The sequence below is a fragment of the Stenotrophomonas pictorum JCM 9942 genome (assembly GCF_001431585.1).
In the GTDB taxonomy this organism is placed as follows: Bacteria; Pseudomonadota; Gammaproteobacteria; order Xanthomonadales; family Xanthomonadaceae; genus Stenotrophomonas; species Stenotrophomonas pictorum.
On the sequence record NZ_LLXS01000010.1, the window covers coordinates 90,972 to 105,578 of the forward strand.

General features: G+C 67.2%; 7 protein-coding genes. 6 read left to right on the forward strand and 1 reads right to left on the reverse strand.

Annotated features, from left to right (window positions below; all coding sequences use genetic code 11):
* Window positions 1-22: 22 nt before the first annotated feature.
* The 4 genes from ARC78_RS04660 (at window position 23) to ARC78_RS04675 (ending at window position 8,665) form a co-directional block, all read left to right on the forward strand.
* Window positions 23-5,002: an NAD-glutamate dehydrogenase gene (locus ARC78_RS04660; protein ID WP_057505830.1), complete on the forward strand. Its 4,980-nt coding sequence runs from the start codon at window positions 23-25 to the stop codon at window positions 5,000-5,002.
* Between the two features lie 129 nt (window positions 5,003-5,131).
* Window positions 5,132-5,902 carry an NAD kinase gene (locus ARC78_RS04665; RefSeq protein WP_054658218.1) on the forward strand — a complete coding sequence of 257 codons (771 nt, stop codon included), beginning with the start codon at window positions 5,132-5,134 and terminating at the stop codon, window positions 5,900-5,902.
* Between the two features lie 82 nt (window positions 5,903-5,984).
* Complete coding sequence (locus ARC78_RS04670; protein ID WP_057505831.1) at window positions 5,985-6,929, forward strand: 5'-nucleotidase; 945 nt, start codon at window positions 5,985-5,987, stop codon at window positions 6,927-6,929.
* Window positions 6,930-7,294: 365 nt separating this feature from the next.
* Window positions 7,295-8,665, forward strand: a complete 1,371-nt coding sequence (locus ARC78_RS04675) for an NAD(P)-binding domain-containing protein (protein ID WP_057505832.1) — start codon at window positions 7,295-7,297, stop codon at window positions 8,663-8,665.
* Window positions 8,666-8,683: 18 nt separating this feature from the next.
* Here the strand turns inward: ARC78_RS04675 and ARC78_RS04680 are convergent, their stop codons facing one another.
* The gene (locus ARC78_RS04680) at window positions 8,684-9,238 is read right to left on the reverse strand and encodes a DUF2939 domain-containing protein (protein ID WP_054658216.1); all 555 of its coding nucleotides are present in this window, start codon (window positions 9,236-9,238) and stop codon (window positions 8,684-8,686) included.
* A gap of 208 nt (window positions 9,239-9,446) precedes the next feature.
* On the opposite strand from ARC78_RS04680, the gene sbcD reads away from it, so the two are divergent.
* Window positions 9,447-10,673, forward strand: coding sequence for an exonuclease subunit SbcD (sbcD, locus tag ARC78_RS04685; protein ID WP_057505833.1), 1,227 nt, complete (start codon window positions 9,447-9,449; stop codon window positions 10,671-10,673).
* Window positions 10,670-14,086, forward strand: a complete 3,417-nt coding sequence (locus ARC78_RS04690; protein ID WP_057505834.1) for an AAA family ATPase — start codon at window positions 10,670-10,672, stop codon at window positions 14,084-14,086. The genes sbcD and ARC78_RS04690 overlap by 4 nt, the downstream gene beginning before the upstream one ends.
* Window positions 14,087-14,607: the final 521 nt, after the last annotated feature.

Genomic DNA, 14,607 nt, shown 5'->3' on the forward strand with positions numbered 1-14,607 from the left:
AGCACCACCCAAAAGCTCCGTTATGAAATCGCAAAACAGCGCTGCCAAGTCCACCCAACCGAAACGCAAGCCGGTAGCCAAAGAGACTGTCCTGCAGGCCGGCCTGTCACTAGAACCCGTTTTTTCAGCGTTGCGGAAGCGATACCCCGTTGCCGCGCAGAGCCAGGCGGTGGCGTTCGCGTCGGCGTTCTACAAGCGGATGGAGGCGGACGAGTTTTGTCTGCACTCGGCCGAGGAGTGGGCGGTGCTTGCCGCCGACATGTTCGAGTTCGTGCGCGTGCGCAAGCCGGGCAAGGCCAACGTGCGGGCGTTCAATCCGACACTGAAGGCCGATGGCTGGGAATCGCCTCATACGGTGCTGCAGATCGTCAACGACGACATGCCGTTCCTGGTCGATACCGTGTCGCTGGCACTGGCCGAGCAGGGCATCGGCGTGCATGTGCTGGGGCATCCGGTGATCGTGCTGGCCCGTGACAAGGCCGGAAAACTCTCCGGAGTGGGCGAGGGCGCGGCGGAGTCGGTGATGCTGCTGGAAATCGACCGGCAGCCCGCCGCCGGGCTGGAGGCGGTAGCCAAGCGCATCAGTGCGGTGCTCGAGGACGTGCGCGCGATCGTCAAAGACTGGAAGCCGATGCGTGACCAGGCGCTGGCACTGGCCGGGGATCTGGGCAAGCGCGCCTTGCCGGTCAGCAAGGCCTCGCGCCTTGAGGCGCAGGAGTTCCTGCGCTGGGCCGCCGACAACCACTTCACCTTCTTCGGCTACCGCGAGTACAAGGTCGAAAAGCAGGGCCGCGAAGAGGTGCTGGTCGCGCAGAAGGGTACCGGTCTGGGCCTGATGCGCGGCTCGGACGGGTCGGTCGCACGGCCGGTCAAGGGCCTGGCGGCACAGGGCCTGAACACCACCAGTGGCCTGACCGATGCATTGATCCTGACCAAGACCAACGCCCGTTCGCGGATCCACCGCGGCGGCTATATGGACTACATCGGCGTCCTGGAGTTCGATGCCAAGGGCAGGATCATCGGCGAGCAGCGCTTCCTGGGTCTGTTCACTTCCAGCGCCTACAGCCGGCGTCCGTGGGAAATCCCGCTGGTGCGCCTGCGCTATGAGAACGTGATGCAGCGTGCGGGGCTGAGTGCCTCCAGCCACAGCGGCAAGGCGCTGCGCCACATCATCGAATCGCTGCCGCGCGAAGAGCTGTTCCAGTGCAGCGAAGACGAACTTTTCAACGTGGCGATGGGCGTGCTGGGTCTTCAGGAGCGCGTGCGCAGTCGCATGTTCCTGCGCCGCGACAAGTTCAGCCGTTTCATCTCCGCGCTGGTGTTCCTGCCGCGTGAACGGTTCAATACGGATGTGCGTCTGCGTATCGAGGCCATGTTGCGCGAAGCGCTGCAGGGCGAGTACGTCGACTCCCACGTGGTGCTGGGGGATTCTCCGCTGGCACAGGTACATCTCATCGTCCGGCCCAAGGCCGGTGGAAGTCTGGAGCCGGATACCGGCGATTTGGAGAAGCGTTTGGCTAATGTATTGCGCAACTGGCAGGACGATCTGCGTGAAGCACTGATCGCCCGTCACGGGGAAACCGAGGGGCTGCGCATCGCCTCGCGTATCGGCAAGGCACTGCCGGCGGGGTATATCGAAGATTCCAGTGCTGAAATCGCGGCGGCCGACGTGGCCCAGCTCGACGCACTGACCGGTCCTGACGATCTGCGCCTGAACCTGCACGCGCTGCGCCGTGATGGCGTGGACGGTCTGCGACTGAAGCTCTACCGCCAGCTCAAGGACATTCCGTTGTCCGACGTGCTGCCGATGATGGAAAACATGGGCCTGCGGGTCATGGCCGAGCGGCCGTACCGGCTGATGGTCGACAACGCGCCGGTCTACGTGCAGGACTTCGAGGTCGAATCACTGCTGGCCGGTATCGACGTGGCGGCGGCCAATCCCACCTTCTGCGAGGCGTTCGCGAAGGTATGGCATGGCGAGGCCGAGAACGACGGTTTCAACCGGCTGGTGCTGGGCGCCGGTCTGGACTGGCGCCAGGTGTCGATGCTGCGCGGCTATTGCAAGTACCTGCTGCAGATCGGCGTGCCGTTCTCGCAGGCCTATGTGGAAGGCACCTTCAACCGCTATCCGCTGCTGGCACGGCTGATCGTGGAGCTGTTCGAAGCCCGCTTCGAGCCGGCCCCGTCCACCGACAAGGCGGTGCTGGACGCACAGCTGGCCCAGCTCAAGGCGCTGACCGGTGACGACGCCGCCACCCTCAAGCTGCTCGAGGGCGTGGTCAAGGCACGCAAGGGCAAGCGCGATGCGCGCATGGCGGTTGTCCATGACGCGCTGATCAAACTGCTCGATGGCGTCTCCAGCCTGGATGAGGACCGCATCCTGCGCAGCTTCATCGGCGTGATCGAAGCCACGCTGCGCACCAGCTACTTCATGCCGCGCAAGGACGGCGTGCGCGCCGACGGTGGCCCGGCCGACTACATCAGCTTCAAGTTCGACGCCGCCAAGGTGCCGGACCTGCCCAAGCCGCGCCCGTACCGCGAGATCTTCGTCTGCGGCCCGCGCGTGGAAGGCACCCATCTGCGCTTCGGCCCGGTGGCCCGTGGCGGCCTGCGCTGGTCGGATCGTCGCGAAGACTTCCGCACCGAAGTGCTGGGTCTGGTCAAGGCACAGATGGTGAAGAACACCGTGATCGTGCCGGTCGGCTCCAAGGGCGGCTTCTTCGCCAAGCAGCTGCCGGACCCGGCGGTCGATCGTGACGCCTGGTTCGCCGAAGGCGTGGCCTGCTACAAGCGCTTCATCAACGGCCTGCTGGATATCACCGACAACATCGTCGACGACAAGGTCGTGCCGCCGGTGGGTGTGGTGCGGCACGACCAGGACGATCCGTACCTGGTGGTGGCGGCCGACAAGGGCACCGCGACGTTCTCCGACACCGCCAACGGCATCGCCCGTGCGCACGGGTTCTGGCTGGACGACGCCTTCGCTTCGGGTGGTTCGGTCGGTTACGACCACAAGGGCATGGGCATCACCGCGCGCGGTGCGTGGGAGTCGGTCAAGCGCCACTTCCGTGCGCTGGGCCGCGACTGCCAGAAGCAGGATTTCACCGTGGTCGGCATCGGCGACATGTCCGGCGACGTGTTCGGCAACGGCATGCTGCTGTCCGAGCACATCCGCCTGGTCTGTGCGTTCGACCACCGCCACATCTTCCTGGACCCGAACCCGGTGGCGGCGACGTCCTTCAAGGAACGCGCGCGCATGTTCAAGGTGCCGCGTTCGAGCTGGGCGGACTATGACAGCAAGCTGATCAGCAAGGGCGGTGGCATCTACCCGCGTTCGCTCAAGTCGATCGAGATCACTCCGGAAGTGCGCGAGGCGCTGGGCATCGACGCCGGTATCAAGGCGATGACCCCGACCGAGCTGATCAGCGCCGCGCTGCGGGCGCCGGTGGATCTGGTGTGGAATGGCGGCATCGGCACCTACGTCAAATCCGCGACCGAGACCCATGCCGATGTCGGCGACCGCGCCAACAACGGGCTGCGCGTCAACGGCGGCGAGCTGCGCTGCAAGATCGTGGGCGAGGGCGGCAACCTGGGCATGACCCAGCTCGGCCGCATCGATGCCGCGCAGGCCGGCGTACTGCTCAACACCGACTTCATCGACAACTCGGCCGGTGTCGACACCTCCGACCACGAAGTCAACATCAAGATCCTGCTCAACGACGTGGTGCGCGCCGGGAAGCTCAGCGTCGACCAGCGCAACAAGCTGCTGGCGTCGATGACCGGCGAGGTGGCCGAGCTGGTGCTGATGGACAACTACCGTCAGAACCAGGCGCTGAGCGTGATGGAGCGCATGAGCACCACCCGTCTGGGCTCCAAGCAGCACTTCATCCGCACGCTGGAGAAACAGGGCCTGCTCGATCGACAGATCGAGTTCCTGCCCTCCGATGCGGAGCTGTCGGCACGCAAGCTGCGCGGCCAGGGCCTGACCCGTCCGGAGCTGGCGATCCTGCTGTCGTATTCGAAGATGGTCGCGTTCCAGCAGCTGCTGGACTCGGACATCCCCGAAGATCCGTACCTGTCCAAGGAGCTGCTGCGCTATTTCCCGCAGCCGCTGCAGAAGAAGTACGCCGACGCGATGGAGCGTCACCGCCTGAAGCGCGAAATCATCGCCACGGCGGTGACCAACCAGACCATAAACCGCATGGGCGCGACGTTCCTGATGCGGATGCAGGAGGACACCGGCCGCAGCATCGCCGAGGTCGCCAAGGCCTACACCATCAGCCGAGAGACGCTCGATGCCCGCGCGTTGTGGGCGCAGATCGACGCGCTCGACGGCACGCTACCTGAAGCGGTGCAGGTCGATGCGCTGGAAGTGATCTGGAAGCTGCAGCGCTCGTTCGTGCGCTGGCTGCTGTCGCGTCCGGGCGCCATGCCGGGTATCACCGCGGCGGTGGAGCGCTACCAGGCCGCGTTCAACGATATCCGCGTCGCCTCGGGCGTGTTGCCCGACTCGCAGCGCCCGGCGTATGAGGCCAGCGTCCAGGAATGGAAGCGGAAGGGGCTGCCGGCGGCACTGGCGCAGCAGCTGTCGGAACTGCAGTTCCTGGAGCCGGCGTTCGACATCATCGAACTGGCACGCACCCGCAAGCTCAAGCCGGTGGAGGTGTCCAAGGTGCACTTCCGTCTGGGTGAAGCCCTGCAGATGCCGTGGCTGTTCGAGCAGATCGACGCGTTGGAGGTCAACGGCCGCTGGCATGCGGTGGCCCGGGGCGTGCTGCGCGACGAACTGGCCGCACACCAGTGCAGCCTGGCCGGCCAGGTGCTGTCCATGCGCGGCACCGGTGCCGAGGCCAAGGTTGCCGCGTGGCTCAAGCGCGATGACAGCGGCCTGCGCTTCACGCTGGGTATGCTGGCCGAACTGGCCGAGCAGAAGACGCTGGACTACCCGACCGTGTCGGTGGCGGTGCAGCGTCTGGGCCAGTTGGCCGCGCACGGCGCCTGAGACCGGACGGGTGCCCCGGCCTCCCGGGACACCCGTTTGCCGCGATAAAGGAAACGACAGCCCCGCCCTTGCCGGGGCTGTCGTCTTTCCGGCCGCAAGGTATGCTCGGCACCTGCGTTGGAGCCGACGATGACTGTTTCCCCCCGTATCGCTTTTCTCGCCAGCAACACCGCGCAGGCCCAGACGGCACGTGCCGCGCTGGTCGCGCGCTATGGTGATTTCGATCCCGATGATGCCGACGTGCTGTGTCCGTTGGGCGGCGACGGGTTCATGCTGCAGACCCTGCACCGCCACGGTGGCATGGGCAAACCGGTGTTCGGCATGAAGCTGGGAACGGTCGGTTTCCTGATGAACCAGCACCGCGATGACGAGCTGATGGACCGGCTGGCGATGGCCGAGCCGGCGCACCTGCGCCCGCTGGAGATGATCGCGCAGACCGAATCGGGCACCACCACCGGCTCGCTGGCCTACAACGATGTGTCGATGCTGCGGCAGACTCGGCAGGCGGCGCATATCGGTATCGACCTCAACGGCCAGGAACGGGTGGCCGAGCTGATCTGCGATGGCGTGCTGGTCTCCACCCCGGCTGGCAGCACCGCCTACAACTACTCGGCGCACGGGCCGATCCTGCCGCTGGGCTCCAACACCATCGCCCTGACGCCGCTGGCACCATATCGTCCGCGCCGCTGGCGGGGCGCGATCCTCAAGGCCGATACCGAGGTGCGCTTCCGCGTGCTCGATCCGTACAAGCGGCCGGTCAGCGTCACCGCCGATTCGCATGAGACCCGCGACGTGGTGGAAGTGACCATCCGCGAGTCGCGCGAGCGCCAGGTGACCTTGCTGTTCGACCCGGAACACAACCTGGAAGAACGCATCCTCAGCGAGCAGTTCATGTTTTGACGGCACGCCCGTCATGGCCGCGCTGGCCACGCACCGGGACGTCCCGGCCAGATGGTTCAATTGATTCGGAAAAAAGCAGCATATGGGCGACAACTCACCAAGACTTCTCACCGTGGCCGTGACCTCGCGGGCGCTGTTCGATCTGGAGGAGGGGCATGCGCTGTTCGAGCGCGACGGGCTGGAAGCCTATGCGGCCTACCAGCGCGAACACGAGGACGATGTGCTCAAGCCCGGCGTGGCGTTTCCGGTGGTACGCAAGCTGCTGTCCTTGAATGCCGGCGTACCGGGCGAGACGCCGCGGGTGGAAGTGATCCTGCTTTCGCGCAACTCCGCCGACACGGGCCTGCGCATCTTCAATTCGATCCAGCACTACGGGCTGGATATCGTGCGCGCCACCTTCACCGCCGGCGAGCCGACCTGGCCCTACGCCAAACCGTTCGGTACCGACCTGTTCCTGTCGGCCAATCCCGAGTCGGTACGGCGGGCGCTGGTGCATGGCATCGCCGCCGCCACCATCCTGCCCAAGGCGCCGGGCGAGACCCTGGCCGCCGCCCACGAACCGCTGGATACCGGCCGTTGTCCTGCGCAGCTGCGTATCGCCTTCGACGGGGATGCGGTGATCTTCGGCGATGAGAGCGAGCGCATCTCGCGCGAGCAGGGCGTGGAGGCATTCGGCCGGCACGAGCAGGAGCGCGCACACGAGCCGCTCAGTGGTGGCCCGTTCCGCAATTTCCTGGCCGCCCTGCACGCGCTGCAGGCGGCCTTCCCGGCAGGCGAGAATGCGCCGATCCGCACCGCGCTGGTCACCGCGCGTTCGGCACCGGCCCATGAGCGGGTGATCCGCACCCTGCGCGAATGGGGCGTGCGTCTGGATGAGGCCCTGTTCCTCGGGGGCCGGCACAAGGGCCCGTTCCTGGAAGCCTTCGGCGCCGACATTTTTTTCGACGATTCGCAGCACAACATCGACAGTGCCAGGCAGCATGTCGCTGCCGGTCATGTGCCGCACGGTGTAGCCAACGCAGGCTGATTTCCCGGGGTTTTTGACGGTTTTCCGCCGTCCCGCATTTGCGGGGCGGCGTGATGTCCATGTTAGGATGGGGCGGCTTTTGCGAGTATCCCCTTGCGGCGTCGCGCCGCGCATCGATCTGCAGTACCGCGGCAGATTCCACTCGCATCGCACCCACCTGGTATCCAACGGGGCGGGGCTTGTTCCCGATCGGCGACGTTTGCGTTCCGCCATTCCCGTTGCGACGTGACTGCCAATGGCAGTTGCCGGGTATTCGCGCGCCACGCGGGTCTGGACAGCTGTCTCCTGCGTGGCGCTTCATATGCGCCCTTGCGCAGTACTGCATCGCCTTGTCGATGCGGCCGCTACACAGGAGAAAAAACCGAATGACCATGCGTATCGCCATTCTTGGCGCCGGCCCCAGTGGTCTGGCCCAACTTCGTGCGTTCGAATCAGCCCGCAGGGCCGGCGCGGAGGTGCCCGAGATCGTCTGTTATGAAAAACAGTCCGACCTTGGCGGAATGTGGAACTACACGTGGCGCACCGGCTTGGACGCCTATGGAGAACCGGTGCACGGCAGCATGTACCGCTACCTGTGGTCCAACGGACCGAAGGAAGCGCTGGAGTTCGCCGACTACAGTTTCGAGGAGCACTTCGGCCGGCCCATCGCCTCCTATCCGCCGCGTGCGGTGCTGCGCGACTACATCATGGGGCGCATCGAGAAGAGCGGCGTGCGCGACCAGATCCGCTTCAACATGGCCGTGCAGTGGGTGGATTACAACCAGGACACCGGCCTGTTCACCGTCACCGTGCGTGACCTGAAGAAGGACGAGCTGGTCACCGAACAGTTCGACCGGGTGATCGTGGCCACGGGCCATTTCTCCACGCCCAATGCGCCGTTCTTCGAAGGTCTGGAACGCTTTCCGGGCCGGGTACTGCATGCCCATGACTTCCGTGATGCCTGCGAGTTCAGCGGCAAGGACCTGCTGCTGGTCGGCAGCAGCTACTCGGCGGAAGACATTGGCACGCAGTGCTACAAGTACGGCGCCAGGTCGGTCACCTTCAGCTACCGCAGCGCGCCGATGGGCTATGACTGGCCCGAGACCTTCGAGGAACGGCCGCTGTTGCTGCGGCTGGAAGACGATATCGCGCACTTTGCCGACGGCAGCTCGCGCAAGGTCGATGCGATCGTGCTGTGCACCGGCTACCAGCATCACTTTCCGTTCCTGCCGGACGAATTGACCCTGCGCACGCGCAACCGCCTGTATCCGGGCGACCTGTACAAGGGCGTGTTCTGGATCGACAACCCCAAGCTGGTCTACCTGGGCATGCAGGACCAGTACTACACCTTCAACATGTTCGACGCGCAGGCCTGGTATGTGCGCGACGAGATCCTCGGCCGGGTGACCTTGCCTGATGCGGCGGCGATGCGTGCCGACAGCGAAGCCTGGCTGGCGCGCGAGGAAGCCACCACCTCGGTGGAGGAGGACATCGATTTCCAGACCGCCTACGTGCGGGACCTGCTCGATGCCACCGACTACCCGGACTTCAATGTCGAAGCGGTCGCCGCGCTGTTCAAGGAGTGGAAGCACGACAAGCAGGCCGACATCCTCGGCTATCGAAACCGCAGCTACCGCTCGGTGTTGACCGGCACGCTGGCGCCACCGCACCACACCCCGTGGATGGAGGCGATGGACGATTCGCTGGAAGCCTTCCTGGCCGACCGTGAAGTGCCGCAGGTGCGCCGGATCGCCTGAACCCCACAGGCGCCGGGATCAGCCCGGCGCCTGGTCCAGCGGCAGGAGGATGTTGCTCAGTCGCCACTGCAGCCCGTCGCGCGACAGCACGAACACGATGGCGCGTCCGTCGCGGGTCTGCGTGGTGGCGGTGAAACGCGAGAACGATTCGTAGCGGTGATGCGCGCCCTGCAACGGTCTGGCCGGGGTAGGCGGCGCCCAGGTGTCGCCACCGGCCGTGTCGCCGGTCGCCCGTTTCCACACGTCCTGGCCCTGGAGCAGGGCGCCGATACCGGCCGGTGTGACCAGCGTATCGACCCCGGCGCCGGCCAGATCGCCGGCCACGCCCAGTGCCACCGCGCCCAGCAGGCTCGATTGCAGCTCCGGTCCGCCGCGGCGGACCACATAGTCGCTCAGCTGCGCTTTCAGGTTGGCCCGCAGTGCCGGGAAATCCACGTAGCGCGAGAGCTGTGCGGTATCCCGCTTCTCGATCGCCTCGCTGATGCCGTGGATCGCCAGGTAGGGGCCGGCGGCGACATAACCGCCGATGGCCACGAGCAGGACCAGGAGTATCGCCAGCAGCACCTTGTTCATCGCCCAGCCTCCTTATCGGTTGCCGCAAGCGTGCCGCAAAACCGCACCGGATGCGTGAAGCGCACCGTCGGGCGGGGTGGCCCGGTCGCAGCGGCTGCGACGCCGCCGTGCTGGCATGGCCGCAGCATCGCCGGCGGTGCACACTTGCCGCTCTTCGCCACACCGGATGCGCTCCGCGCCATCCGCTTCCTTCCGGGAACCGCCCCACATGCGCCTGCTGCACACCTCCGATCTCCACCTGGGCCAGAACTTCCTCGGCCAGTCGCGCGAAGCCGAACATGCGGCGTTTCTGGACTGGCTGATCGGGCAGGTGCGTGAGCACCAGGTCGATGCGGTGCTGGTGGCCGGCGACGTGTTCGATACCGGCACCCCGCCCAGCTACGCGCGCGAGCAGTACAACCAGTTCATCGTCGCCTTGCGCGATACCGGCGCGCGGCTGGTGGTGCTGGGCGGCAACCACGATTCGCCGGCGATGCTGTCCGAGTCGCGCGGGTTGCTGGCGCGGCTGGACACGTTGGTGGTGCCCACGTTGCTGGCCGAGCCGGGCGAGCATGTCCATCGCATTCCCGGTCGCGCTGGCGCGCCGGGCATGATCCTGTGCGCGGTGCCCTTCATCCGCGCCCGCGATGTGGCGCGCAGCGAGGCCGGGCAGAGCGCCGATGACAAGCGCGGCGCGATGATGGAGGGCATCGCGGCGCACTACGCGCGCATCCATGCCGCTGCCGTGGCGATGCGCGAGGCCGAAGCCGCGCCGCTGCCGATCGTCGCCACCGGCCACCTCACCACGGTCGGGGCCAGCACCAGCGATTCGGTGCGCGAGATCTATGTCGGCTCGCTCAACGCCTTTCCCACCAGCGCGTTTCCGCCGGCCGCGTATATCGCGCTGGGCCATATCCACCAGCCGCAGAAGGTCGGCGGGCTGGAGCACATCCGCTACAGCGGCTCGCCGATTCCGCTGAGTTTCGACGAGGTCGGGCAGGTCAAGCAGGTGCTGCTGGTGGAGTTGGACGGCGAGCAGCTGCAGTCGGTGACGCCATTGCCGGTGCCGCGTTTCCGGGTGCTGGCACGAGTAGCCGGCACCCTGGCCGGCCTGCCGCAGCAACTGGCGGATGTGGCGGCACAGGTTCCCGCCGGGCAGCGGGGCTGGGTCGAGGTCACCGTGGAGATCGACGACTACCTGCCCGATCTGCAAAGCCGTATCGCCGCACTGGTCGAAGCGTTGCCGCTGGAGGTGCTGCGTATCCGCCGCAAGCGCAGCAGCATCACCGCGGTGATCGAGGCGGACGCCGGCCAGCATCTGGATGAACTGCAGCCGCGCGAGGTGTTCGCGCAGCGGCTGGCGCAGGAGCAGGAGCTTCCGGAGGAACGGGTGGTCGAGCTGCATGCCTGTTTCGAGCAGGTGCTGGCCGATATCGAAGGCGGGGAGCCGGCATGAAAATCCTCTCGCTGCGGCTGAAGAACCTCAATTCGCTCAAGGGCGAAACCCATATCGATTTCACCGCGCCGGCCTTTGCCGATGGCCTGTTCGCCATCACCGGGCCGACCGGTGCCGGCAAGACCACGCTGCTGGACGCGATCTGCCTGGCGCTGTTCCATCGCACCCCGCGCATGGCCACCCTCTCGGCCGCGCACAATCCGCTGATGACCGAGCACACCGCCGACTGCCTGGCCGAGGTGGAGTTCGAGAGCCGTGGCCAGCGCTACCGCGCGTTCTGGGCGCAGCGGCGTGCGCGCGACAAGGTTGATGGCCGCCTGCAGGCGCCGCAGGTGGAGCTGGCGCTGGCCGACGGCCGCATCATCACCACCTCGATCAAGGAGAAGCTGGAGGAGACCGAGGCCCGCACCGGGCTGGATTTCGACCGCTTCACCCGCTCGGTGCTGCTGGCGCAGGGCCAGTTCGCCGACTTCCTCAACAGCTCCGACAAGGACCGCGCCGAGCTGCTGGAACAGCTCACCGGCACCGATATCTACAGCGACATTTCCCAGCGCGTGTACCAGCAGACCGAGCAGCGCAAGCGCGAGGTGGAGCAGTTGCAGGCCCGTGCCGGCGGCGTGCAGCTGCTGCCGGAACCCGAGCGCGCGGCGCTGCAGGAACAGGCAGAGCAGCTGGCCGCGCAGTTGCCGCCGCTGCTGGCCGCGCAGCAGCACAGCCGCGAGGCACTGGCCTGGCGGCAGGAGCTGGACCGGGTGCAGGCGCAGTTGCGTATGGCCGACGCGGACACGGGCGCCGCGCAGCAGGCGCTGGAGGAGGCCGCGCCGGCGCGCGAGCGCCTGTTGCGCGCACAGCCGGCCGAAGGCGCATGGCCGGCGTACAGCCACTGGCAGCAGGCGCAACGGGCGCGGGCCGAGGCCAGCGAGGGTCGCGAACGTGCGCAGCAGCGGCACGCCGGACACCGCGAACTGGAGCGCAATGGTCTGTGGCAATGCCTGCAGCTGGCGCGGCACAGCGTGCAGGCCAGCAACGAGGCGTTGCACCGCGACCAGCAGCGGTTTGACCAGCTGCAGGCGATCCAGACCGGTGTTGCCGCCCATGCGCAGCTCGGCGAACAGCTGCCGGGCTGGCGCGCCGGATTCATCCAGTTGCAGAAGGCCAGCCAGCGGCAGACTCAGGCCCAGCAGGCGCTGGGCGACGCCGCCGGCAAACACGCCCAGGCGCAGGCGCAGCTGCAGGCCGGCGAGGCCGAGCGGGCAGGGCTGGCGAGCGCACTGGAACAGGCCATCGCCCAGCGGGACACACAGGCCGGACAGTTCAACGCCGCCAGCACCGGCACCAGTCTGGACGCGCTGCGCGCCTCGCGCGACCAGCTGCGTGAGCGCTATGGCAGCCTGCGTGATCTTTCGCCGCTGGCGGAAAAACGGCAGATGCTGCGTGCGCAGATCCGCGACGAACAGGCACAGCTGCAGCAGCTGCAGGCCGCCCTGGTCGATGACGAGCAGCAGCTGTCAGCGGCGCAGACCGCGCTGGTAGCAGCCAAGGCCAGCTGGGACGATCGCCAGCGCATCGCCACACTGGAACGGCAGATCATGGATCTGGCCGGACATCGCGCCGCACTGGAAGACGGGCAGGCCTGCCCGCTGTGTGGCGCCACCGAACACCCGGCCATCGAGCAGTACCGGCAGCTGGACCCCAGTGCCGCGCAGGCCGCCGCCAGCGCCGCCGAACAGCAGTACCGGCAGGCCTATGAACACCAGCAGCGCTGTGAGCTGCAGCGTGCGACACGGCAAGCGGAACTGAGCCGGGCTGGACAACAGCTGCAGGCGTTGGACGGGCAGTACCTCGCGCTCGGCAACGCGTGGGCGGCGCATTGTGCGCAGCTGCAGCTGGCGCTCGGCGAAGGCGATGAACAGACCGCCCTGCAGGCCGAGCTGGACGCAACCCGTGCCGCAGGCACGCAGCTCAGCGAGCAGGTCGCCCGGCTCGAAAAGTTGCAGACCGCGCTGCAGGCCGCGCAGCAGCACTGCAATGAACAGCAACTGGCGCTGGATCGGCACGACACCCGGCTGCTGGGCCTGCGCGAGGCGCTGGCGTTGGCTGCCGGCCGCGAGCAGGAGTCGCGCGAGCACCACGCGGCGGCGGTCGGCGAGAGCGAGCGTCTGCGCGAGCGGTTGTCGGCCGATCTGCCCGGAGGCGAGCTGCCTGCCGATAGCGGCGCATGGCTGCAGCAGCGCGAACAGGAGTGGACGCAATGGCGTCAGCGCGAGGCGGAACTGCAGCAGTTGCAGCAGCTGCTGGTGCAACGCCGCAGCGATGCCGGACAGGCCGACGCGCAGGGCCGTCACTGGCAGCAGCGCTGGGACGACAGCGGTCATGCCGCCGCGCCGGGGCCGGCGCTGGCGGCGGTGGCCGAACCCGCTGCCGCGCTGCGCCAGGCCATCGCCGCACTGGAACAGGTGCAGCAACAGCTGCAGCGTGCCGCCGCCGAAGCGCACGCGGCCGAGGTGCTGCTGGAGAGCCGAACGCAGGATCTGCGTCAGGCCGAAACCCGGCTCGATGCGGCGCTGCGCGAACACGGCTTCGCCAACGTCGAAGCACTGCTGGCCGCCCGTCTGCCGCCCGAGCAGCGCGCATCGCTGCAGGCGCAGCAGGAGGCGCTGGCGCAGGCACTGGCCGATGCCCGCAGCCGTGCGGCGCAGTTGCGCGAGCGCGAGCAGGAGCTGCAGGCCAGCCCGCGCAGCGATGCCGATGTCGAACAGCTGCAGCGGCAGGCACAGGAAAGCGAGGCGGCGGTGGCGCAGGCACGTGACCAGACCACGCAGCTGCGCACCCGGCTGGAGCTGGATCAGGCCCAGCGCCGCGGCCTGCAGGCGCTGCAGGCGCAGATCGCCGAGGCTGGCGCGCGGCTGGAGCAATGGCAGCACCTCAATGGCCTGATCGGCTCGGCGCAGGGCGACAAGTTCCGCACCTTCGCCCAGGGCCTGACCCTGGACCAGCTGGTGCGGCTGGCCAACCAGCACCTGCAGCGGCTCGACGGCGGCCGCTACCTGCTGGCCCGCGCCGGCACCGGCCTGGCCCTGAGCGTGCTCGACACCTGGCAGGCCGACGCCCGCCGCGACACCCGCACCCTGTCCGGTGGCGAGAGCTTCCTGGTCAGCCTGGCGCTGGCGCTGGGGCTGTCGGATCTGGTCAGTCACAAGACCCGCATCGACTCCTTCTTCCTTGACGAAGGCTTTGGCAGCCTCGACCCGGATTCGCTGGATGTCGCCCTGGACGCACTGGACAGCCTCAACGCCCAAGGCAAGCTGATCGGCGTCATCAGCCACGTCGATGCCGTCAAGGAACGCATCCCGGTGCAGATCCAGGTACGCAAGACCCGCGGACTGGGGCACAGCACGGTGCTGAGCCCGTGAGGGTGGGGCGTCGCGCAGGTAGATAGCGGCCTGATGGCAGGCAGATCTTGGGTAGATAGCGGGCAGATCGCCCCGCCTTCCGGGCTCGTAGCCCGGCGCTCCGAGCAAAAAGCTCGACGTGCCGAGCAAATAGTCCCGAACGCCGAGCAAAAAGCTCGGGACTCCGGGCAAATTGCTCCATCAACCGAGCAAAAAGCCCGGCATTACGAGCTCAGGTACCCGGCGGCCCGAGCAAACAGCTCCGCACGCCGAGCAAAAAGCTCGGGGACTCCGGGCAGATTGCTCCGTCGTCCGGGCAAAAAGCTCCGTCTTCCGAGCTCGGGTACCCGGCGCGCCGAGCAGATTGCTTCGCTGTTCTGGCAAAGAGCTCGACGTTCCGAGCAGCCGGGTAGCCCGGGTCAGGCCATCGGCCGCACCCGGGGAAACACCGCAATGCAGGTATCCAAGAAATCCCGGGTGCGCGTTGCTTACCCGGGCTACTTGCTGATCAGAGACGCCTATCGGCCTATTCTGTTGAAAAA